This window comes from Streptomyces sp. NPDC056452 (assembly GCF_042796085.1).
GTDB lineage: Bacteria > Actinomycetota > Actinomycetes > Streptomycetales > Streptomycetaceae > Streptomyces.
In genome coordinates this window covers 74323-96478 of sequence record NZ_JBHTRI010000015.1, presented here as the reverse complement: position 1 = coordinate 96478, position 22156 = coordinate 74323, and the positions used below count along the sequence as shown (strand labels likewise).

General features: G+C 68.0%; 17 protein-coding genes and 1 tRNA gene. 8 read left to right on the top strand and 10 right to left on the bottom strand.

Annotated features, from left to right (window positions below; translation table 11 throughout):
• Positions 1-152: 152 nt before the first annotated feature.
• Positions 153-929 carry a S1 family peptidase gene (locus ACFQ6X_RS17155; RefSeq protein ID WP_383182220.1) on the top strand — a complete coding sequence of 259 codons (777 nt, stop codon included), beginning with the start codon at positions 153-155 and terminating at the stop codon, positions 927-929.
• 7 nt (positions 930-936) lie between these two features.
• Here ACFQ6X_RS17155 and ACFQ6X_RS17150 read toward each other — a convergent pair whose 3' ends face one another.
• Entirely contained in the window at positions 937-2742 is a 1806-nt protein-coding gene (locus ACFQ6X_RS17150) for a beta-galactosidase family protein (protein ID WP_383182218.1), read from the bottom strand.
• 126 nt (positions 2743-2868) lie between these two features.
• On the opposite strand from ACFQ6X_RS17150, the gene ACFQ6X_RS17145 reads away from it, so the two are divergent.
• From ACFQ6X_RS17145 to ACFQ6X_RS17125, 5 genes are all read left to right on the top strand, one after another.
• Positions 2869-3747: a helix-turn-helix domain-containing protein gene (locus ACFQ6X_RS17145; RefSeq protein ID WP_383182216.1), complete on the top strand. Its 879-nt coding sequence runs from the start codon at positions 2869-2871 to the stop codon at positions 3745-3747.
• A 21-nt stretch (positions 3748-3768) separates the two neighbouring features.
• A complete protein-coding gene (locus tag ACFQ6X_RS17140; RefSeq protein WP_351177110.1) occupies positions 3769-4104 on the top strand; it encodes a chorismate mutase in 336 nt (111 codons plus the stop codon).
• Positions 4105-4171: 67 nt separating this feature from the next.
• Complete coding sequence (pepN, locus tag ACFQ6X_RS17135) at positions 4172-6724, top strand: aminopeptidase N (RefSeq protein WP_383182214.1); 2553 nt, start codon at positions 4172-4174, stop codon at positions 6722-6724.
• A 215-nt stretch (positions 6725-6939) separates the two neighbouring features.
• Positions 6940-8337, top strand: coding sequence for a pyridoxal phosphate-dependent decarboxylase family protein (locus ACFQ6X_RS17130; RefSeq protein ID WP_383182212.1), 1398 nt, complete (start codon positions 6940-6942; stop codon positions 8335-8337).
• A complete protein-coding gene (locus ACFQ6X_RS17125) occupies positions 8334-9755 on the top strand; it encodes a lysine N(6)-hydroxylase/L-ornithine N(5)-oxygenase family protein (RefSeq protein WP_383182210.1) in 1422 nt (473 codons plus the stop codon). Before ACFQ6X_RS17130 ends, ACFQ6X_RS17125 begins: the two co-directional genes overlap by 4 nt.
• A 111-nt stretch (positions 9756-9866) precedes the next feature.
• Here ACFQ6X_RS17125 and ACFQ6X_RS17120 read toward each other — a convergent pair whose 3' ends face one another.
• A complete protein-coding gene (locus tag ACFQ6X_RS17120; RefSeq protein ID WP_383182208.1) occupies positions 9867-11678 on the bottom strand; it encodes a bifunctional metallophosphatase/5'-nucleotidase in 1812 nt (603 codons plus the stop codon).
• Between the two features lie 268 nt (positions 11679-11946).
• Between ACFQ6X_RS17120 and pyk the strand changes: the two genes are divergently transcribed.
• Positions 11947-13380, top strand: coding sequence for a pyruvate kinase (pyk, locus tag ACFQ6X_RS17115; RefSeq protein ID WP_351177095.1), 1434 nt, complete (start codon positions 11947-11949; stop codon positions 13378-13380).
• A 13-nt stretch (positions 13381-13393) separates the two neighbouring features.
• Here the strand turns inward: pyk and ACFQ6X_RS17110 are convergent, their stop codons facing one another.
• Both ACFQ6X_RS17110 and ACFQ6X_RS17105 read right to left on the bottom strand, forming a co-directional pair.
• On the bottom strand, positions 13394-14182 hold the full coding sequence (locus tag ACFQ6X_RS17110) for a helix-turn-helix domain-containing protein (protein ID WP_351177092.1): 789 nt from the start codon (positions 14180-14182) through the stop codon (positions 13394-13396).
• An 84-nt stretch (positions 14183-14266) separates the two neighbouring features.
• A tRNA-Leu gene (locus tag ACFQ6X_RS17105) sits at positions 14267-14350 on the bottom strand.
• 93 nt (positions 14351-14443) lie between these two features.
• Between ACFQ6X_RS17105 and ACFQ6X_RS17100 the strand changes: the two genes are divergently transcribed.
• The gene (locus ACFQ6X_RS17100; protein WP_329212156.1) at positions 14444-15100 is read left to right on the top strand and encodes a response regulator; all 657 of its coding nucleotides are present in this window, start codon (positions 14444-14446) and stop codon (positions 15098-15100) included.
• Between the two features lie 82 nt (positions 15101-15182).
• On the opposite strand, the gene ACFQ6X_RS17095 is transcribed toward ACFQ6X_RS17100, so the two are convergent.
• The 6 genes from ACFQ6X_RS17095 to ACFQ6X_RS17070 form a co-directional block, all read right to left on the bottom strand.
• The gene (locus ACFQ6X_RS17095; protein WP_329212158.1) at positions 15183-15899 is read right to left on the bottom strand and encodes an ABC transporter ATP-binding protein; all 717 of its coding nucleotides are present in this window, start codon (positions 15897-15899) and stop codon (positions 15183-15185) included.
• The gene (locus tag ACFQ6X_RS17090) at positions 15896-16963 is read right to left on the bottom strand and encodes an ATP-binding cassette domain-containing protein (RefSeq protein ID WP_383182333.1); all 1068 of its coding nucleotides are present in this window, start codon (positions 16961-16963) and stop codon (positions 15896-15898) included. Before ACFQ6X_RS17090 ends, ACFQ6X_RS17095 begins: the two co-directional genes overlap by 4 nt.
• A gap of 5 nt (positions 16964-16968) precedes the next feature.
• Entirely contained in the window at positions 16969-18759 is a 1791-nt protein-coding gene (locus ACFQ6X_RS17085; protein WP_383182204.1) for a branched-chain amino acid ABC transporter permease, read from the bottom strand.
• A gap of 5 nt (positions 18760-18764) precedes the next feature.
• Positions 18765-19694 (bottom strand): branched-chain amino acid ABC transporter permease, encoded by a 930-nt coding sequence (locus ACFQ6X_RS17080; RefSeq protein ID WP_351177079.1) that lies wholly within the window; start codon positions 19692-19694, stop codon positions 18765-18767.
• Between the two features lie 103 nt (positions 19695-19797).
• Positions 19798-21006, bottom strand: a complete 1209-nt coding sequence (locus tag ACFQ6X_RS17075; RefSeq protein WP_383182331.1) for a branched-chain amino acid ABC transporter substrate-binding protein — start codon at positions 21004-21006, stop codon at positions 19798-19800.
• 598 nt (positions 21007-21604) lie between these two features.
• The gene (locus ACFQ6X_RS17070) at positions 21605-22075 is read right to left on the bottom strand and encodes a PaaI family thioesterase (RefSeq protein WP_383182201.1); all 471 of its coding nucleotides are present in this window, start codon (positions 22073-22075) and stop codon (positions 21605-21607) included.
• Between the last annotated feature and the right edge of the window lie 81 nt (positions 22076-22156).

Genomic DNA, 22156 nt, shown 5'->3' with positions numbered 1-22156 from the left:
TGTGGCAGCGGTGATCACTTCCCGATAATCGGAGCGTTCTTGTCGGGAGCATGCCGAGAGCTGTGTCGGCCGTGCCCCTGACCTGGACCTGCACGCCCGCACGCCTGCACAGCGCACCCCCACCGAACCCCCCACCGAAAGCAGGCACTCCGTTGAAGCAGCTTCTGCGCACCCTGAAAAGATGCTCCGTCATCGCCGCGGTGGTCCTCGCCGCCATCAGCCTCCAGCCCTCCGGTGCCACCGCGGCCCCCGCCCCCGTCGTCGGAGGAACCCGCGCCGCACAGGGTGAGTTCCCCTTCATGGTCCGGCTCTCCATGGGCTGCGGCGGCGCGCTCTACACCCAGACCATCGTGCTCACCGCCGCGCACTGTGTGAGCGGCTCCGGCAACAACACCTCGATCACCGCCACCGCCGGCGTCGTCGACCTCCAGTCCTCGAGCGCCGTCAAGGTCAAGTCCACCAAGGTCCTCCAGGCACCCGGCTACAACGGCGTGGGCAAGGACTGGGCGCTCATCAAGCTCGCCAAGCCGATCAACCTGCCCACCCTGAAGATCGCCACCACCACCGCGTACGACACGGGCAACTTCACCATCGCCGGCTGGGGAGCCGCCAGGGAAGGCGGCGGCCAGCAGCGCTACCTGCTCAAGGCCACCGTGCCGTTCGTCTCCGACTCCGTCTGCCAGCAGGCTTACGGCAGCGACCTCGTCCCCAGCGAGGAGATCTGCGCCGGACTCGTCGACACCGGCGGCGTCGACACCTGCCAGGGCGACTCCGGCGGCCCCATGTTCCGCAAGGACAACGCCGGAGCCTGGATCCAGACAGGCATCGTCAGCTGGGGCGAAGGCTGCGCACGCGCCGGCTACCCCGGTGTGTACACCCAGGTCTCGACCTTCGCCACCGCCATAGCATCGGCGGCGGCCGGCCTCTGACCCGCAGTCACCGCCGACCGTCCCCGGGGGTACCCGTCCTGACGGGTACCCCCGGGCCCAGCTCCACGAACGGCTCCCCGGCGTCCTCCAGCTCCAGCACCCACACCTCGTTGGCGCCCTCGCGGAGCACCGGCCCCGGAACGTACAGCGTCCGCTGCGGCCCCGCCGACCAGTAGCGCCCCAGGCAGAAGCCGTTCACCCACACGAACCCCCGTGTCCAGCCCGGCAGTTCGAGCCCCGCATGACCGGTCCCCGCCGCGCCCGTCACCTCGAAGAGCCCCCGGAACAGACCCGTCCGTCCGGTCTCCCCGACACTTCCGAACCGCAGCGCGGCCACCGCACCCGCATCGTCGAACGCGTCCAGCCGCAGCGCCCGGGCCCGTACCCCGTGCAGATACTGCCGCTCGTGGACCACGCCGACCGTGATGCCCTTCCGCTCACCCAGCCGCGGACCGTAGTTCACCCGGCCCAGCGACTCGACCCACAGCTCGACCTCCGCGGGCCCCGCGACCGGCTCGTCCAGCACGGGGCGCTCCTCCGTGAGCACCCCCGCCCGCACCCCGTCCACGTACACCACCGCCCGGTCCCGCAGACCCACCGCACCCAGCGGATACGGCTGCCGCGGCCCCGGAACGCCCACCCGGTAACGCACCAGGCCCCGGTCCACACCGAGATCCTCGAACGTCGGCGGAACACCCGACTCGGCCGTCTCCGGATCGCCCAGCCCCTCCAGCACCCCGGCCAGCGCGACCCCCTGCGTCAGCTCGACCCGCACCGGACCGGGCAGCCCCACCGGCTCCGGCGGCAACTCCGGAAGAGGACCGTCCGCATACTCGGCCAGCACCTCCCGCAACAGCCGGAACTTCTCCGTGGGCCGCCCGTACTCATCGACCGGTGCGTCGTAGTCGTACGACGTCACCGTCGGCAAGAACTCCTGGTCCTGCAACGGACCACCACGATTGGCACCCGCCCAGCCCGCGAAATTCGTACCGCCGTGCGCCATATAGATATTGACCGAAGCACCGCACTCCAGGATCTCGCGCAGCGCCTCCGCGGTCTCCGCCGGATCCCGCACGACAGGCTCGGCACCCCAGTGATCGAACCAGCCGCACCAGAACTCCATGCACATCAGCGGCCCCCGCCGCCGGTGCCGGCGCATCACCTCGAACGCTTCACGCGCCCCCGAACCGAAATTCCCCGTAGCCAGCAGACCCGGCACCGAACCGCCCGTCAGCATGTGGTCCTCGGGCCCGTCGGAAGTGAACAGCGGCACCGTCACCCCGCACCGGCGCAGCAGCCCCGCCAGCTCCTCCAGATGCACCCGGTCCGAACCGTAACTCCCGTACTCGTTCTCCGCCTGCACCATGATCACCGGACCGCCGCGGTTGACCTGGCGCCGCACCACCTGCGGAAGCAGCTCCCCGAACCAGCGCTCCACCACCGCCGTGTACTGCGCATCCCGCGTCCGCACCCGCCGGCCGAACCGCCCCGTCACCCAGACCGGCAGCCCACCGTTCTCCCACTCGGCACAGATGTACGGTCCCGGACGCACGATCGCCATCAGCCCCGCCCGGTCCACCGCGTCCAGGAACCGGCCCAGCGCCCCCACATCACGGAACTCCCCGGGACGCGGCTCATGGAGATTCCACGGCACATACGTCTCGACACAGTTGAGGCCCATCGCCCGCAGCATCGACAGCCGGTGATCCCACTGCGCCTCATGCACCCGGAAATAGTGCAACGCCCCCGACAACAGCCGCACCGGCTCCCCGTCCAGCCGGAAATGGTCGTCCCCCACGGTGAAATCAATCATGGTGCTCGTACGCTCCTGTATGCGGATCCTCGCCGGCCACCAGCTTCGGCCTCTGGCGCCCGGCCGGTCCATGGAGAAAGATCACTGCTGTTTGGACACAACACCCGACAGGGAGGTGGAGAGCCGATGTACCACACCTGGATGCGCTTCTTCACACCCAGCGCACTGCACCACCGCCTGGGACTGGCCTGCCTCGGCGTCGGTCTGCAGCACGGCGCCCTGCCCACCGTCGGCCCACGCACCCTCGACCACCACGTCGCCGTCGTCATCACCTCGGGCAGCGGCTGGTACAGCGGAACGGACGGCCGACGCCACACCGTCAAAGCACCCAGCCTCATCTGGCTCACCCCAGGCACCCCGCACCACTACGGCGCCGACCCCACCGGCTGGGACGAAAGCTTCGTCGACTTCACCGGACCCGCCACCACCACCTACACCGAACTCGGCTACATCGAAGCGGACCGCCCCCTCGTCCCGCTCTCCGACACCGCGGGACCACGCGCCGCCATCGGCCGCATCGTCCGCGCCGCACGCCGCGGCAACCCCCTGCTCGAAGTCGAGACGGGCGCCGCCGTCCACGAACTCCTCGTCGCCCTGCGCCGAGCCCGCGCAGACATCGGCCCCGACGGCTCCCCGGTACTCCAGGCCCTGGCACGCGACGCCTTCCAGCCACTCTCCGTCGCCGAACACGCCGCCCGGCACGGCATGACACCCGCCGAACTGCGCACCGCGGTACGACGCGGAGCGGGATGCAGCCCCAAGGACTACCTGCTGACCATCCGGCTCGGCCGCGCCAAGGAACTCCTCGCCGCCACCGACCTGCCCGTCGCCGCCGTCGCCCGCCGCGTCGGATACGACGACCCCGCCTACTTCTCCCGCCTCTTCGCCCGCCGCGTCGGCACAGCCCCCGTCCGCTTCCGCGAACAACAGGGCCGCAGCGTCCCCGGCGGCTGGAGCGACCGGATTCCCGACCCGGACCACCCACCCACGATCACCGCCCAGTAGGTGCGTCTAAGCTCGTTGCCCATGACCACGAGCGACATCGACGAGTCCGTACGCGCCGAACTGAACCGGCTGCGCGAAAGCATCGACAACATCGACGCCGCAGTCGTCCACATGCTCGCCGAACGGTTCAAAGCCACCCAGCAGGTCGGCCACCTCAAGGCCGAACACCACCTGCCGCCCGCCGACCCCGCCCGCGAAGGCCGCCAGATCGCCCGGCTGCGGCAACTCGCCGAGAGCGCCAAACTCGACCCCGCGTTCGCCGAGAAACTCCTGAACTTCATCGTGGCCGAAGTCATCCGGCACCACGAACGCATCGCGGAGGAATCAGCCGGGGAAACCCCGGCCCCCAGCCTCTGACACCCCGCCGTCAGCCCTGCGAGAACCCCACTGCAAGCCGCACGGGCCGTACGGCAGCATGGGCGGCATGTCCGTACTGACGCGCAACGAAGCGCAGACCCGAGCCCAGATCCTCGACGTACACCGGTACACGGTCGACCTCGACCTCACCACAGGCGAGGACACCTTCGACTCCCGTACCGTCATCCAGTTCACCGCCCACGCGGCCGGAGACACCTTCGTCGAGGTCAAGCCCCACACACTGCGCTCGCTCAGCCTCGACGGACAGCCCCTGGACCCCGAACGCCTCACCGAGAACCGCTACCCCCTCGACCGGCTCACCGCGGGAACCCACGAACTGCGCATCGACGCCACCATGCGCTACTCCCGCACCGGCGAAGGCATGCACCGCTTCACCGACCCCGCCGACGGCGAAACCTACGTCTACACCCAGCTCTTCATGGAAGACGTCCAACGCGTCTTCGCCGCCTTCGACCAACCCGACCTCAAATCCGTCTTCGACATCACCGTCGCCGCACCCGAGAACTGGACCGTCCTCGGAAACGGCACCGCCCACCAGACCACCCGAGGCCGCTGGAGCATCGCCCCCACCCCGCCGATCTCCACCTACCTCGTCGCCGTCGCCGCAGGCCCCTGGCACACCGTGACCACCGAACACGCCGGCCTGCCCTTCGGCATCCACTGCCGCCGCTCCCTCGCACCCCACCTCGACGCGGACGCCGACGAGATCCTCTCCATCACCCGCGACTGCTACGACCGCTACCACGAGAAGTTCGACGAGCCCTACCCCTTCGACTCCTACGACCAGGCCTTCGTCCCCGAATTCAACGCCGGCGCCATGGAGAACCCCGGACTCGTCACCTTCCGCGACGAATTCATCTACCGCTCCGCGGTCACCGACGCCGAACGCCAGACCCGCGCCATGGTCATCGCCCACGAAATGGCCCACATGTGGTTCGGCGACCTCGTCACCCTCACCTGGTGGGACGACATCTGGCTCAACGAGTCCTTCGCCGAATACATGGGCTACCAGACCCTCACCGAAGCCACCCGCTTCACCGACACCTGGGTCGACTTCGGCGTCGCCCGCAAGGGCTGGGGCTACGACGCGGACCAACGCCCCTCCACCCACCCCGTCGCACCCGACCCGGACGCCGTCCCCGACACCGCGTCCGCCCTGCTCAACTTCGACGGCATCTCCTACGCCAAGGGCGCCTCCGCCCTGCGCCAACTCGTCACCTGGCTCGGCGAAAAGGACTTCCTCGCCGGAATCAACACCCACTTCGCCCGGCACAAATTCGCCAACGCCACCCTCGCCGACTTCATCGACAACCTCGCATCCGCCACCGACCGCGACGTCCACGCCTGGGCCGACACCTGGCTCCGCACCACCGGCATCGACACCCTCACCGCCCACGTCGAAGACACCGAACGCGCCTGGACCCTCACCGTCGACCACCACGGCAACCGCCCCCACCGCATCGCCGTCGGCGCCTACGACCACACCCTCGACACCCGGTCCGGCGCCGCCGAACTTGTCCTGCGCGACCGCTTCGACCTCGACATCCCCCAGACCGGCGAACCCACCACCCTGCCCGGCCAACGCCCCGCCCTCGTCGTCCTCAACGACAACGACCTCACCTACGCCAAGATCCGCCTCGACCCCGCATCCTGGGACACCGTCCTCGGCAGCCTCTCCGGCATCCCCGACGCCCTCACCCGCGCCCTCATCTGGAACACCGCACGCGACATGGTCCGCGACGGCGAACTCCACCCCACCACCTACCTCACCACCGCCCGCACCCACCTCCCCCACGAAACCGACCTCGCCCTCGTCAACGGCGTCCTCGGCTTCGCCGCCACCCAGATCGCCGACCGCTACCTCACCCCCCACGACCGCCCCGCCGCACTCGCCACCCTCACCTCCCTCTGCCGCGACCTGCTCCGCCGCACCGAAGGCCTCACCGCCAAGGACTGGGAACACCACCCCGACGCCACCCCGCCCGCCGGCGCCGACCCCGGCCTCCGCCTCACCGCCGTACGCCACTTCATCGACGCCGCCACCCAGCCCGACACCATCCAGGACTGGCTGGCCGACGGCACCGTCCCCGGCGGACCCGAACTCGACCCCGAACTGCGCTGGCGCATCCTCACCCGCCTCGCCGTCCTCGGCGCCACCGACGAAACCGCCATCGACACCGAACTCGCCCAGGACCCCAGCGCCACCGGCCAGGAAGGCGCCGCCCGCTGCCGCGCCGCCCTCCCCACCCCCGAAGCCAAAACCGCCGCCTGGCACGCCATGTTCACCGACGACACCCTGTCCAACTACCTCTTCACCGCCACCGCCCAAGGCTTCTGGCAACCCGAACAGGGCGAACTCCTCCAGGAATACGTCGCCCGCTACTACCCCGACGCCACCGCACTCGCCGTACGCCGCGGCCCCGCCATCGCCGAAGCAGCCGGCCGCCACGCCTTCCCCGTCCACCACGTCGACACCGACAGCCTCCGCCTCGGCACCGACGCCCTCGACGACAAGGCCCTCATCCCCGCCCTCCGCCGCAAACTCACCGACCAGCTCGACGACCTGCGCCGCGCCCTCTCCGTACGCAGCGCCCACTGACCCACCACCACCCGTGCCCGGCCCCCGAACCAACAGGGGCCGGGCACAGTCATGCGAACAACGCACTCCTATAGCAGCCCCACCCCGCACACCCCACCCACACCACAGGGCAATACCCCTTTCGGGGTCAGATCGTTGGTCTCTTCGGCCGGGGTTCCAGAAACCCGGACAAGCTGGTACGTCCGCCCCCGCGCACCCGAAGGACCACACCGACCATGCCCATCCCGCCCCTCGCCGGAGGCACCGCAGGCCCCACCCACCTGCGCCCCCTCCTCGACACCGTGCTCACCGCACTCCACGACGGCGCGGCCCACCGCAACGGCCCCCTCCCCGCCGGCGGCCCCGACACCGTCACCCACCACACCCACCACACCACCGGCCCACTCATCCCCGACCACGGCACCGGCGCCCACCACGCCCTGCGCACCCTCGTCACCGCACTCACCGAAGGCGCCGCAGACCCCGCACACCCCCACTGCGCCGCCCACCTGCACACCCCGCCCCTCGCCGTCGCAGCAGCAGCCGACCTCGCCGCATCCGCACTCAACCCCTCCATGGACTCCTGGGACCAGGCCCCCGCCGCCTCAGCCCTCGAAGCCACCCTCACCAGCACACTCGCCGCCGAGATCTACCCCCACACCCCCCACCCCGACGCCCTCATCACCACCGGCGGCACCGAAGCCAACCAACTCGCACTCCTCCTCGCCCGCGAACGCCACGGCCCCGTACAGACCATCTGCGCCGCCAACGCCCACCACAGCATCACCCGCGCCGCCTGGCTCCTCGGCCTCCCCGCCCCCATCGTCATCCCCGCCCCCACCGGCGTCATGGACCTCCCCTCCCTCGAAGACGCCCTCACCCGCCACCCGGGCCCACTCCTCGTCACCGCCACCGCCGGCACCACCGACACCGGCCAGATCGACCCCCTCGACGCCATCGCCGACCTCACGACAGCCCACGGCGCCGAACTCCACATCGACGCCGCCTACGGCGGACCGCTCCTCCTCAGCCCCACCCACCGCCACCTCGTCCACAGCCTCCACCGCGCCCACAGCGTCACCCTCGACCTGCACAAGCTCGGCTGGCAACCCGCATCAGCCGGCATCCTCGCCGTCCCCCACCACCACGACCTCGACGCCCTCCACCACCGAGCCGCCTACCTCAACGCCGACGACGACACCGACGCAGGCCTCCCCGACCTCCTCGGCCGCTCCCTGCGCACCACCCGACGCCCCGACGCCCTCAAGATCGCCGTCACCCTCCAAGCACTCGGCCGCGACGGACTCGCCGACCTCATCGACCGCACTCTCGCCGCCGCCCACCACCTCGCCGACATCGTCACCGCAACCCCCCACCTCGACCTCTACGCCCGCCCCACCATCAGCACCGTCCTCTTCCGCCCCACCGACGCCGACGACACCACCGTCGCCACCATCCGCCGCACCCTCCTCACCCACGGCCACGCCGTACTCGGCCGCGCCCACGCCGACAACCGCCTCTGGCTCAAAGCCACCCTCCTCAACCCCCACACCACCCCCGACGACCTCCACCAGCTCACCGACCTCGTCACCCACGCCGTCACCGGCCTCACGGAAGGCAGCACCCCCCGATGACAGACCGGCCCACCCCCGACCAGCCGCACGACCTCATCGGCATCGGCATCGGCCCCTTCAACCTCTCCCTCGCCGCCCTCGCCCACACCATCCCCACCACCCCCGACCACCCCAGCCCCACCACCGCCTTCTACGAACAACGCCCCCGCTTCCACTGGCACCCCGGCCTCCTCATCGACGGCGCCACCCTCCAAGTCCCCTTCCTCGCCGACCTCGTCACCCTCGCCGACCCCACCAACCCCTGGACCTTCCTCAACTACCTCCGCACCCAGAACCGCCTCTACCCCTTCTACTTCGCCGAGCGCTTCCACATCCAACGCACCGAATACGACGCCTACTGCCGATGGGTCAGCGAACAACTCCCCGCACTCCACTTCAGCCACCAGGTCGACGCCATCCGCTGGAACCCCGACCAAGCCCTCTTCGAAGTCGACTACACCCAACTCGACAACGACGGCGAAGCAGAAGCACTCGGCCGCGCCCACACCCGCCACATCGCCCTCGGCGTCGGCACCGAACCCTTCATCCCCGAACCCCTGCGCCCACTCGCCGAAGCCCCCAACATCCCCGTCATCCACTCCGCCGACTACCTCCACCACCGACAGAAACTCCTCGCCGCCGACCACGTCACCGTCATCGGATCCGGCCAGTCCGGAGCCGAAATCTTCCTCGACCTCCTCCGCGCCCGCCCCCGAGGAACCGAAAAACTCCACTGGCTCGCCCGCACCCAGGCCTTCGCCCCCATGGAGTACTCAAAACTCGGCCTCGAACACTTCACCCCCGACTACACCCGCTACTTCCACGCACTCCCCGAAGCCGTACGCGACACACTCGTCCCCAGCCAATGGCAACTCCACAAAGGCATCGACACCGACACCATCACCGCCATCCACGACGAGCTCTACCGGCGCACCCTCCACGGCGGCTGGCCCGACGCCACCCTCACCCCCGGCGTCCACGTACGCACCGCCGGCCGACTCTCCGGCACCCGCATCGAACTCCACCTCGAACACACCCAGCAACACACCCGCACCAGACTCACCACCGACGCCGTCGTCCTCGCCACCGGCTACCGCGAACGCCCCCTCGACACCCTCCTCACCGGCCTCACCCCCCACATCCACCGCGACGCCTCCCAACGCCCCCACATCGACGACACCTACCGCCTCGGCCTCGACCCCGCCATCACCGGCCACATCTACGTACAGAACGCCGAACGCCACACCCACGGAGTCGGCGCCCCCGACCTCGGACTCGCCGCCTGGCGCAGCGCCACGATCCTCAACGACCTCACAGGCACCACCCCCTACCCCCTCCCGCACCGCACCGCCTTCACCACCTTCGGCCTCACCCCCCACCCCGCACCGAAGATCCCCCAACAGGGCCCCGCCCTCACCCCCCTCGTACAGGGCCACTGACCCCCGCAACCGCCTGAACCCGGCCGCCCCCGGACACACGAAGGCGGCCGCCCTCCCGAAGGAGAACGGCCGTCCCACACCCACCCGCAGAACCACGGGCCAGGAACCCGGTCAGAACACCGGCACACCGTCCCGCGTCAGACGCCAGCCCACCGAAGCGAACTCCGCCGGGTCCACCGAACCCTTCGCCTGCACCCACCCGATGATCGTGTTCCGGATCTCGTCCGAATTCGCCCACAGCTGCTTCGCACCCGGCACATGCGGGAAATTACCCCCACCGCTCGCCCGGTAGTTGTTCACCGCCAGTACGAACTGCGCAGCCGGATCAACCGCCTGCCCCTCGAACGACAGCCCCACAATCCGCGAACCCGCAGGCTTCGCGATGTCGATGTCGTACGACACCCCCGACACCGCGTCATAGTTGTAATCCGGCGTACCGTCCGCATTCGTCAGCTTCGACGTGTCCACAGGACCACCCGCAGCCGTCTGCACGTAATACCGCGCCGAATACTCCAGATAATCCTTCAGCTGCGCACCCGTCACCAGACGCGCCTCAAGCGTGTTCTCGAACGGATACAGCCCCGCCGCATCCTTGATCGTCACCTGACCGGCCGGTATCCCCGCCGTACGCGAGAAGCACGACGCCTGCGACAGCACCGGCAACGCCGCATACTCGCCGGAAGCCAACGCCGCCTTCACCGTGTCCGCCTGCACCTGGTTGATCAGATCGATGATCGGCTCGTCCTTCCACGGAGCCTCCACCGTCGACATCGCCGCCACCGACGAACCGATGACCTGATTCACATAGGCCACCACCTTCGTGTGCTCATCCCCGAGCAACGACGTGATCCGAGGATCCTCCGCCACCGTGTTCGAGTTCAGCACCTCGGCGCCGACCTTCTCCACCGTCCAGCGGCCCTTCTCCCACACCAGATCGAAGTCGAACAACGTCAACCGCTGCCCCCACTTCAACGGCTCCGAAAGAACGACCTGCTTCCCCGTCTCCTTGTTCGTCACGAAGTACTCAGGAATCTCCGAGTGCGCATGACCCACCAGGATCGCGTCAATACCCGGAACCTGCTCCGCCACCAGACCCGCCGCGTTCTCCACGTACGGCAGCTGATCCCCGTACGACGACGTACCCGACGAACCCGAATGCGCCGAAACGATCACCACATCCGCACCCATCGAACGAAGCTTCGGCACCCACTTCGCCGCCTGCTCCTCGAGCCCCGGGAACACCATCTTCCCGCCCACATTCGCCTTGTCCCAGATCGCGATACCAGGATTCGTCAACCCCAGCACCGCCACCCGCACATCAGGCCCGTGCGGCGTACGCAAACGCTTGATCACATACGGGGCGAACGCCGGCCGCAACGTCTTCGCATCCAGCGCGTTCGCACCCAGCAGCGGGAAATCACACTGCTCCTCGAACTTCCGCAGCACCGGAATGCCGTAATTGAACTCATGGTTCCCGAGCGCCGCGGCGTCGTACCCGATCTTGTTCATCGCCTGCGCCATCGGATGCACCGGACCACGCTTCGCGGTGATCGGATCGATCTTCGCGTAGTAGTACGACAGCTGCGTGCCCTGGATCGTGTCACCAGCATCGATCAGCAGCGTGTTACCGCACCCGCGCTCCTCGCGGATCTGCTCCACCAACGTCGAGATCTTCGCCAGGCCCACATCGTTGTGCGCCTTGTCGTCGAACTCCTTGTCCGTGAAGTAGTCCCAGTTGAAGACGTTGCCGTGCAGGTCCGTCGTCCCCATCACGGTGAACGAGTACCGCTTGGCCGGGCGGCCGTGCCCGTGCCCCTTCGACTCCGCGGCCCCGGCAGGACCGGCGACGGCCCCGCCCGCCAGCGCCACACCCGCACCCGCGGCAGCCGACCGGCCCAGAAAGTTCCTACGGTTCAACGGCATTCCTGACTCCTCGTTCAATTGAACAACGCGCGTAGATTCTGGCCCAGCCACCGTGCCCCGCAACACCCCACGCAGGTTTCGATCTGATGACCACGGGGCGCACCCACCCGCACGGACCCGCCCGCACCCCCGACACCGCACCCGCCACACGCTCATCAGAGCGACCCGCTGCACAATTCAACACTTGTCAATAAGCTTTCACCCAAAGGTTGTTGGGGAGTCATGCAGAGACAATTACCTACCCGTAGGTAAGGTCTAGGCTCGAACCATGCGCCGAGCGAAAATCGTTTGTACCCTGGGACCCGCAACCGACACATACGAGCAGATCAAGGCACTCGTCGAAGCGGGAATGGACATTGCCCGCCTCAACCTCAGCCACGGCACCTACACCGAACACGAACAGCGATACCACCACGTACGCAAAGCATCCGAAGAGACCGGACGCAGCGTCGGAATCCTCGCCGACCTTCAAGGCCCGAAGATCCGCCTCGGACGCTTCACCGAAGGCCCCGTACTCCTTGAACGCGGCGACGACTTCACCATCACCGTCGAAACCGTCGAAGGCGACCGCCACACCTGCGGAACCACCTACGACGGCCTCGCCGCCGACGTCACCACAGGCGAACGCATCCTCGTCGACGACGGCCGCGTCACCCTCGAAGTCACCCAGGTCGACGGACCCCGCGTCCACACCACCGTCATCGAAGGCGGCATGGTCTCCGACCACAAAGGACTCAACCTCCCCGGCGTCGCCGTCTCCGTCCCCGCACTCTCCGAAAAGGACATCGACGACCTCCGCTGGGCCCTGCGCACCGGCGCGGACATCATCGCCCTCTCCTTCGTACGCAGCGGCCGCGACATCGACGACGTCCACCGCATCATGGACGAGGAGGACCGCCGCCTCCCCGTCATCGCCAAGGTCGAAAAGCCCCAGGCCGTCGACAACATCGACGACATCGTCGCCGCCTTCGACGGCATCATGGTCGCCCGCGGAGACCTCGGCGTCGAAATGCCCCTGGAGCAGGTCCCGATCGTCCAGAAGCGCGCCATCAAACTCGCCAAGCGCAACGCCAAGCCGGTCATCGTCGCCACCCAGATGCTCGACTCGATGATCGACAACTCACGCCCCACCCGCGCCGAAGCCTCCGACGTCGCCAACGCCGTCATCGACGGCACGGACGCGGTGATGCTCTCCGGCGAGACCAGCGTCGGCAAGTACCCGGTCGAGACCGTCCGCACGATGGCCCGCATCGTCGAAGCGGCCGAGGAGGACATCCTCGCCAAGGGCCTCCCGCCCCTCACCGACCGCAACAAGCCCCGCACCCAGGGCGGCGCGGTCGCCCGCGCGGCAGCCGAGATGGGCGACTTCCTCGGCGCCAAGTTCCTGGTCGCCTTCACCCAGAGCGGCGACACGGTCAAGCGGCTCTCGCGCTACCGCTCCCCGATCCCGCTCCTGGCCTTCACCCCGGACGAGGCCACCCGCGCCCAGCTGAACCTCACGTGGGGTGTGGAGACGTTCCTCGGGCCGCACGTGGACTCGACGGACGCGATGGTGGCGCAGGTGGACGAGGAACTGCTGAGGATCGGGCGGTGCCAGAAGGGGGACGTCGTCGTGATCACGGCCGGCTCCCCGCCCGGAGTCGCGGGCTCGACCAACCTGGTGCGGGTGCACCACATCGGCGAGGACGACAGCCCGAAGTAGGGGCGGGCTCGGCTCAGTATTTCGGCCCGACGTGAGCATCCATGAGCGCGACGGATGCCCGTCGGGCGACGGAGATGTTGTACTCCTTGCCCGCGCGGGTGCAGTGCGTCCACTCGATGCCGAGCTTGTCGAGGGTGTCCGTGTAGAGCGTCCGGATGTCGTCCGAGACGTTGGTGAACCAGTACCGCGGATACTCGTACCGCTTCCGTACGCCGCCGACCATCCGGGTCGTCCAGTTCATGTTCCGGCAGCCGTCGGAGTGGATGAGGCCGCGGATGAAGTCCCAGGGGTGCGCGTCGACGATTTCCTGCTGCCAGGGTTCGAGGATGATGCGGCGTTCGTGTTTCCTGCCGGGGCCGTGTTGGGGGAAGAGGCATTCAAGATGCTTGGAATAGACCTTGACGTTGTGGCACCCGATCTTGCGCACACGGCACACCCTGTTGTCGGGGAAGACGCTACGCAGTGCCTGCTCGGCGGCGTCCATGAGACCAGGCCAGCCGTCGCCGCACGTGATCATGAGATTTGGGACCCGGTGACCGGAGTAGCGGCTGACGTGTCCGTCGCCCAGGTAGAGACCCAGCAGGTATGCGTACGCGGACTCGTCCAGTGCGCGGCGATCGCAGCGTGGGCATTTGGGGTCGTGCGAGCCGGGACACTCGCCGCGTTTGGCGCGGTCCATGTGTTTCCAGTAGCTGATGGTGCCTGCGGGAATGTCGAGCCTGCGGGCTACATCGGCATTCCTGACACCGTTCCTGAGCAGTGTGACTGCCGTGTGCCGGACTTCAGATCCATGGAGGTTCATATGGCAACCATGAGTCGCTGCGAGTCGCCCTGTGTAACGAAAAGCGGATGTTCACGAGAAGGTGAACATCCGCTTTGTGTGCTGTGCCGGGTATGGGATTCGAACCCACATGTCCTTGCGGACAGAGGTGTTTGAGACCTCCGCGTCAGCCAGTTGCGCCAACCCGGCTTGGTAGCCGGTCAGAAGTGTACCTGGTGACCAACGGGCGCAGCAGGTAGGTAGGCTCGTGGGAGCAGTATCTGCCCCATACCGAGGAGCCCCGTGACCACCCCCGAGTCGCCCCAGCCCGTAGACGCCGCCGACGACGACAAGTCGCACGTCCCGCCGCTGACGACCCGTGTCGTCATCGCCGAGGACGAGGCGCTCATCCGTCTCGACCTCAAGGAGATGCTGGAGGAGGAGGGCTACTCGGTCGTCGGTGAGGCCGGCGACGGCCAGCAGGCCATCGAGCTCGCCCGGGAGCACAAGCCGGACCTGGTCATCCTCGACGTGAAGATGCCCGTCCTCGACGGGATCTCCGCGGCCGAGAAGATCACGGAGGAGTCCATCGCCCCCGTGCTGATGCTCACCGCGTTCTCGCAGCGCGACCTCGTCGAGCGGGCCAGGGACGCCGGTGCGATGGCGTACCTGGTGAAGCCGTTCAGCAAGAGCGACGTCGTGCCGGCCATCGAGATGGCCGTGTCCCGTTTCTCGGAGCTGAAGGCGCTGGAGAACGAGGTCGCCGACCTCTCGCAGCGGCTGGAGACCCGGAAGCTGGTGGACCGGGCGAAGAGCATCCTGCAGACGGACTACGGCCTCTCCGAGCCCGCCGCGTTCCGGTGGATCCAGAAGACGTCGATGGACCGCCGGCTCTCCATGCAGCAGCTCGCCGAGGCGCTGATCGAGGACGCCGAGGAGAAGAAGAAGGCGGCCGAGTAAGCCCCGTACGGACGTACGAAGGAGGCCCGCACCCCGGATCGATCGGGGTGCGGGCCTCCTTCGTGTGCGTGAGCGGAGGGTGTCAGTCCTCGCCGAGGTAGGCCTTGCGGACCGACTCGTCGTGGAGGAGGTCCGCGCCGGTGCCCGAGAGGACGACCTTGCCGACCTCCATGACGTGGCCCTGGTCCGCGAGGGAGAGGGCCGCCTGGGCGTTCTGCTCGACGAGCAGGATCGTGGTGCCTGCCGCCTTGAGCTCGACGATGGTCTCCATGATCTTCTGCATCATGATCGGCGAGAGTCCCATGGAGGGCTCGTCGAGCATGAGCAGCTTGGGCTGGGACATGAGTGCGCGTCCCATGGCGAGCATCTGCTGCTCGCCGCCGGAGAGGGTTCCCGCGGCCTGCTTGCGGCGTTCCCCGAGGATGGGGAAGAGGTCGTAGGCGCGCTGGATGTCCTTCTCGATGCCTGCCTTGTCGTTGCGGAGGTAGGCGCCGAGGAGGAGGTTCTCGGTGATCGTCAGCCGGGGGAAGATGTGGCGTCCCTCGGGGGAGTGGGCGAGGCCCAGGGAGACGATCTTGTGTGCGGGGATGTCGGCGAGCGGCTTGCCGTCGAAGGTGATGCGGCCGCTGGTCGGCTTGAGGAGTCCGGACAGGGTGCGCAGGGTGGTGGTCTTGCCCGCACCGTTGGTGCCGATGAGGGTGACGACCTGGCCGGCCTCGACGCTGAAGGAGATGCCCTTGACGGCTTCGATCTTGCCGTAGGCGACGCGGAGGTCCTCGACCTCGAGCAGTGCGGTCATCGGGTGTCCTCCTCCTCGGTGCGGGTGGTGTCGGCCTCGGGTGCGCTGTCCGCGTCCGTGGTGCTTTCGGCTTCCGGTGCGCTGTCGGCGGCCGGGGTGCTTTCGGCGTCCTCGGAGCTGTCGGCTTCCGTGGTGCTGTCGGCGGCCGTGGTGCTTTCGGCTTCCGGGGTGGTGTCCGGCTCCGGCGTGGCCGTCTTCGCGGTGGCGCCGGCCGCGGCCGAGGCTTCCGCTTCGGCGGCTTCGACCTCGGCGACTTCTTCGGCGCCGGGGGCGCCTTCGAAGGGGGTGCCGAGGTAGGCGGCGATGACGCGTTCGTCGCCCTGGACGACTTCGGCGGTGCCTTCGACGAGCTTCTCGCCCTGGACGAGGACGGAGACGCGGTCGCAGAGGTTGAAGATGAACCGCATGTCGTGCTCGATGACGAGTACGGCGATGCCCTGGTCCCGGATCGCGAAGATGAGCTCTTCGGTGACGCGGGTTTCCTGGGGGTTCATGCCGGCGGTGGGCTCGTCCAGGAGGAGGAGTCCGGGGTCGCTGGCGAGTGCGCGGGCGATCTCGAGCTTGCGCTGGTCTCCGTAGGGGAGGTTGCGCGCGAGGTGGTCGGCCTTGTCCTGGAGGCCGATGAACTCGAGGAGTTCCATGCACCGTTCGCGGCTGGCGTTCTCGGCCTTCTTGTAGCCGGGGAGGCGCAGCAGCGCGGACCAGAGGCCTTCTTTGGTCCTGGTGTGGCGTCCGACGAGGACGTTTTCCAGGACGGTCATGTTGGCGAAGAGCCGGATGTTCTGGAAGGTGCGGGCGATGCCTGCCTGGGTGACGAGGTGGGGCTTGGGCGGCAGGACGGTGCCCTTGTAGCTGACCTTGCCCTCGGTGGGGACGTAGAGGCCGGTGAGGCAGTTGAAGAAGGTGGTCTTGCCGGCGCCGTTGGGGCCGATGAGGCCGACGATTTCGCCTGCGTTGACGGTGAGGTCGACGTTGCGTACGGCGGTGAGGCCGCCGAAGCGCATGGTGACGCCGCTCGCGTCGAGGACCGTGGTGCCGGTGGTGGGTGTGGCTGTTGTCGTCATGGTGGTCACGCCCCCGCCTTCGTGGTGCCGGCGGCTGTGTCGGTGAGTGGTGTGTCCGGCGGCACGTCGAGCTGGCCGGTCTCGTGGAATTCGAGCTGCTTCCTGCGGTCGGCGACCAGTCCTTCGGGGCGGAAGCGCATCAGGAGGATGAGCGCGAGACCGAAGAGGAACAGCTGGTAGTCCTGCATGAACTGCAGCTTGGCCGGGATGAGGTAGAGCAGTGCGGCGCCGACGAGGGGTCCGCTGAGGGTTCCCATGCCGCCGAGGATGACGGCGGCGAGGAGGAATGCGGAGTTGGGCGGTACGGACCCGGCGAACTGGTACTGCTCGGGGGTGACCGTGTAGGAGACGTGTGCCTGGACGGTTCCCGCGAGTCCGGCGAGGGTGGCGCCGAGTGCGAAGGCGAGCAGCTTGAGCCGGAAGGCGTTGATGCCCATGGCGGTGGCTGCGGTTTCGTCCTCGCGGATGGCGACCCAGGCGCGGCCGATGCGGGATTCGCCGGAGCGGCGGAACACCATGACGACGACGGCGGTGAAGACGAGCATCAGCAGGTAGTAGTTGGCGGACCTGCCGAGGGTGAAGCCGCCGATGTCGTGGCTGAGCCCGAAGTCGAACCCGAAGAGGGTGAGGTCGGGGATGCTCGGGATGCCCTGGGAGCCGTTGGTGAGGTCGGGGCCGCTGACGCCGTTGAGGGCGTTGACGGTGAGCCGGAAGATTTCACCGAATCCGAGGGTGACGATGGCGAGGTAGTCGCCGCGCAGCCGGAGTGTCGGGGCGCCGATGACGACGCCGAAGACGAGTGAGGCTGCGGCGCCGGTGAGGACGGCTGCCCAGAAGGGGAATTCGACGCCGACGGGTGACATCGGGGAGCCGGAGACCAGGGCGGCGGCGTAGGCGCCGACGCCGAGGAAGGCGACGTATCCGAGGTCGAGGAGGCCGGCGAGGCCGACGACGACGTTCAGGCCGAGTGCGACGGTCGCGAAGATGAGGATGTTGGCGCCGATGAGGGCGTATTCCTCGTTCTGCTGGGTGAAGGGGAAGCAGAACGCTGCGACGAGTGCGGCGGCGAGGGTGACGTTGCGGTGTTTTGCGGTGAGTGCGGTGATGCGGGCGATGAGCCCGGCTCGGGTGAGTGCGGTGAAGCCGAAGGCCACGGCGATGACGTAGCCGATGAAGAGTTCGGCGTATTCGGTGTCGATGCCGTAGGTGAAGACGTACAGCGCGACGCCGAATGCTCCGGCGATGATGAGGATCTCGGCCCAGGAGGGGAGTGCCTTGGCGCGGTCCGGTGAGGGGGCGCGGAGGCTGTTGAGGAACCGGTCCAGGGTGTTGGGCCTGGTGGTGTGCTCGATGGGCTGGTCGCTGGGGAGTCCGAGTGCGGCGATGACGGCGATGATCGCGCCGATGCCGCTGATCCAGGCGCCGGGTTCCAGGTTGACGACTCCGCCGAGTTTGACGGAGATCGCGCCGATGGCGTAGCCGGTGACGCCGAGGGTTCCGAGTGCGGCGAGTCGGGTGGGGCTGTTGGTGCCGCCGGGGGTGAGCCAGCGCAGGCCGCGGATGCCGTACCCGGAGAGCGCGAAGAGCAGGGTGAGTGCTGCGCTGATCAGGGTGAGGACCTGGAGGCCGCCGGGGTATCCGGTGACGGTGAGGTCGCCGGGGAACTCGTCGGTCCAGGTCCAGGCGAGGAAGGTGCCGACGAGTGCGACGGCTGCGCCTGCGACGGTGAGGGTGCGGGCTGCCGCGGTGGGCAGTGCGAGGAGTGCGCCGGTCTGGGGCGTGGTGTTGGTTGTCATCGGTATCACGCCCGATCCGCGACGCGTTCGCCGAGTAGGCCCTGGGGTCGGATGAGGAGGACGAGGATGAGGAGGACGAATGCCCAGACGTCCTTCCAGGCTCCGCCGCCGAAGAGTTCCATGCCGGGGACCTCGCTCATGTAGCCGGTGGCGAGGGATTCGGCGACGCCGAGGACGACTCCGCCGAGCATGGCTCCGTAGATGTTGCCGATGCCGCCGAGTACGGCTGCGGTGAAGGCTTTCAGGCCCATGATGAAGCCCATGCGGAAGCCGATCTGGCCGTTCTTGAGCCCGTAGGCGACGGCGGCGACGGCTGCGAACGCGGCACCGATGGCGAAGGCCATGACGATGATGCGGTCGGTGTTGATGCCCATGAGCTTGGCGGTGTCGGGGTCCTGGGAGGTTGCCTGCATTCCGCGTCCGGCGCGGGTCTTGGAGACGAAGAGGCCCAGGGCGAGCATGCACACGGGGGCTGCGATGAGGACGAAGAGATCTCCGCGCTGGATGTTGGCGCCGAAGATTTCGATCGCTTCACCCTTGAACTGGGGGAAGGAGCGGTCCTTCGTGGCGTCGGGGTACCACATCCATACGGCCTGCTGGAGTGCCAGGGAGAGGCCGATTGCGGTGATGAGGGGGGCGAGACGTGGCGCGCTGCGCAGTGGCCGGTAGGCGAAGCGTTCAGCGGCGACGCTGACGGCGACGGAGCACAGGACTCCGCCGGCGATCATGAGGGGTATCGCAGCCAGCAGGGAGAGTCCGGACGGAAGCCCGAGGTAGACCGTGAGGGCTCCGAAGCCCCCGATCATGAAGATCTCGCCGTGTGCGAAGTTGATGAGCTGGATGATTCCGTAGACCATCGTGTAACCGATCGCGATGAGACCGTACATCGCGCCGAGGATGAGTCCATTGGCCAGCTGTTGCGGCAGTTCGTTCACCGCAGGGCCTCCGTCGAGTGGTTCGGATATGGCACCGCGCGGGAGCGCTCGTAGCGCTCCCGCGCGGTCTGGTTGCTATGTGTGATGGGGGTCCTTGACGGACCTACTTCACGGCCTCGCTGAACTTGGAGACCCACTTGCCGCCGTCGACCTGGTAGGCGGTCATCATGGTGTTCGTGGTGTCGCCGAACTCGTCGAAGGAGACGGGGCCGGTGACGCCCTCGAACTGGACCTTGCCGACCGCGTCGAGGACCTTGGCGCGGGAGTCGTCGGGCAGCTTGCCGTCATTGGCGGCGACGACGGCCTTGACGGCCTCGATGATCGCCCAGGTGGCGTCGTAGGTGCCGCCGCCGTACGCCTCGTAGGCGTCCTTGTAGCCGGCCGTCTTGTAGTCCGCGATGAACTTCTTGGCGGAGTCGAGCTCCTCGACGGGCTTGCCGACGGAGGTGGCGATGTCGCCCTGGGCCTTCTTGTTCAGCTTGATGAAGTCGGCGCTGTACATGCCGTCGCCGCCCATGAGCGGGATCTGGACGCTGTCCTTGAGCTGCTGGCTCAGGGGTGCGCCGGCGGGGTACTCGCCGCCGTAGTAGACGGCCTTGGCCTTGGAGCCCTTGACCTTGGTGACGACGGAGTTGAAGTCACGGTCGTCGGGGTTGACGTGGTCGGAGCCGACGATCTTGCCGCCGAGCTCGGTGAACGTCGTCTTGAAGGACGCGGCGAGGCCGGCGCCGTAGGGCTTCTGGTCGTCGATGAGGTAGACGTCCGTGATCTTCGCGGTGTTGAAGAGGTAGTTCGCCGCGAAGGCGCCCTGGATCGCGTCCGTGGTGGCGGTACGGAAGTAGGTCTTGAAGGGGCGCTGCTTGTCGCCGGTCTTCCAGTTGTTGCCCTGGGTCAGCTCCGTGCCGGTGTTGGCCGGGGAGATCTGGGTCAGGTTGGCGTCGTTGAGCGGCTTCTGCATCGACTGGGAGACGCCGGAGTTCAGCGGGCCGACGACACCGAGGACGTCCTTGTTGCCGATGAACTTGGCGGCGTTCTGCTGGCCGACGGAGGGCTGCGCCTGGTCGTCGAGCGGCTGGATCTCGAACTTGATGCCGGGGACGGTCTTGTTCTTGTTCGCCGTCTTGGCGGCGAGGTCCGCGGAGTTCTTGATGCCGAGGCCCAGGGCGGAGAGGTCGCCGGTCAGGGGGGCGTCGACGCCGATGACGACGGTCTGGGTGTCGCCGTCGCCGCTGCTCTTCTTGTCGTCGTCGCGCGACCCGCAGGCGGTGAGGGTGAGTGCTCCTGTGGTGAGCACTGCGGTGAGGATAAGCAAAGAACGGTGTCGCACGAAAGGTCCTTTCCCTGGCGCGGCCTCCTCTGCTGAGGTGCCGTGACGATCGCCGGGCCGTACTGGTGGTTTAAAAGGCTGTGCAGCAGACGCGCCCGGCGGCGCGGTGACTGGCCGTGACTCTAAGGGCAGGTGAGGGGGTGCGGGACAGGTCCGCTAATGATGTGACTGTCTTGTTATGCCATGGGGAAGGGTTGGTGGGCGCAGTGTGGACATTTACGGCTTGCGAAGTGACCGCATGCTGAGAACGTGCAGCTCTGCTAAGGCGCTTGACCCGATCTTGGTGCTGTCGCACGAATCGGGGCGCAAGGGGCGCGGTGAGGCTGTCCCTCCGGACCGGGGACGCGGCGCGCGGTATTTTTCGTGTATTGCACACCTGTTACGCAGTGTTACATCTGGGTGATGTGTTCGATTCGCTGCGGAGACCGCTGTGGCTGTTGAAGTGGCTCATGGAACGCGTGCCGTGGTCAAGGGTGTTGACCGAGAGTGGTGGTCAACATCTCTTCCTCGCTCCGGATATGGGTCTGCCCGGTCCGGAATGCGGTGCGATTTCCGGGCCGGGCAGGGGTGTTGTGCGGCCGGTTCAGTCGGCGGCCGGCCGGGGTACGTCGCGGAGCAGGCAGGTGAGGCGGGCGGTGCAGACGCGCTTGTCCTGCTCGTCGGTGATGACGATCTCGTACGTGGCGGTGGAACGGCCGCGGTGTACGGGGGTGGCGACACCCGTGACGAGGCCGTTGCGCACCCCGCGGTGGTGGGTGCAGTTCAGGTCGACGCCGACGGCGATCTTGGTGGCGCCGCCGTGGAGCATGGTGCCGATGGAGCCGAGGGTCTCGGCGAGGACGGCGGAGGCGCCGCCGTGGAGCAGTCCGTAGGGCTGCGTGTTGCCTTCGACGGGCATGGTGCCCACGACGCGCTCGGCTGAGGCCTCGACGATCTGCACGCCCATGCGCTCGCCGAGGTGTCCGGCGGAGAAGAGTGCGGGGAGGTCGACGCCGAGTGCCGCGTACTCGTCGATGATCTCCTGGGGGAACGTGGGTGCGGTGTGCTCGCCCATGGGGTCCGGCTCCGTTCGTTCGTTGCTGTGTGCACTGTTCTTATCAGACGGCTGAGCGAACGCTTAGCCGCTGGTCGGTCC

What these genes read in the sequence shown, in the direction of transcription:
- pyk (WP_351177095.1), top strand. Translation starts at nt 11,947, where the DNA reads ATGCGCCGAGCGAAAATCGTTTGTACCCTGGGACCCGCAACCGACACA.
- ACFQ6X_RS17070 (WP_383182201.1), bottom strand. Translation starts at nt 22,075, where the DNA reads ATGGGCGAGCACACCGCACCCACGTTCCCCCAGGAGATCATCGACGAG.
- ACFQ6X_RS17125 (WP_383182210.1), top strand. Translation starts at nt 8,334, where the DNA reads ATGACAGACCGGCCCACCCCCGACCAGCCGCACGACCTCATCGGCATC.
- ACFQ6X_RS17140 (WP_351177110.1), top strand. Translation starts at nt 3,769, where the DNA reads ATGACCACGAGCGACATCGACGAGTCCGTACGCGCCGAACTGAACCGG.
- ACFQ6X_RS17130 (WP_383182212.1), top strand. Translation starts at nt 6,940, where the DNA reads ATGCCCATCCCGCCCCTCGCCGGAGGCACCGCAGGCCCCACCCACCTG.
- ACFQ6X_RS17120 (WP_383182208.1), bottom strand. Translation starts at nt 11,678, where the DNA reads ATGCCGTTGAACCGTAGGAACTTTCTGGGCCGGTCGGCTGCCGCGGGT.
- pepN (WP_383182214.1), top strand. Translation starts at nt 4,172, where the DNA reads ATGTCCGTACTGACGCGCAACGAAGCGCAGACCCGAGCCCAGATCCTC.
- ACFQ6X_RS17110 (WP_351177092.1), bottom strand. Translation starts at nt 14,182, where the DNA reads ATGAACCTCCATGGATCTGAAGTCCGGCACACGGCAGTCACACTGCTC.
- ACFQ6X_RS17145 (WP_383182216.1), top strand. Translation starts at nt 2,869, where the DNA reads ATGTACCACACCTGGATGCGCTTCTTCACACCCAGCGCACTGCACCAC.
- ACFQ6X_RS17150 (WP_383182218.1), bottom strand. Translation starts at nt 2,742, where the DNA reads ATGATTGATTTCACCGTGGGGGACGACCATTTCCGGCTGGACGGGGAG.
- ACFQ6X_RS17085 (WP_383182204.1), bottom strand. Translation starts at nt 18,759, where the DNA reads ATGACAACCAACACCACGCCCCAGACCGGCGCACTCCTCGCACTGCCC.
- ACFQ6X_RS17095 (WP_329212158.1), bottom strand. Translation starts at nt 15,899, where the DNA reads ATGACCGCACTGCTCGAGGTCGAGGACCTCCGCGTCGCCTACGGCAAG.
- ACFQ6X_RS17090 (WP_383182333.1), bottom strand. Translation starts at nt 16,963, where the DNA reads ATGACGACAACAGCCACACCCACCACCGGCACCACGGTCCTCGACGCG.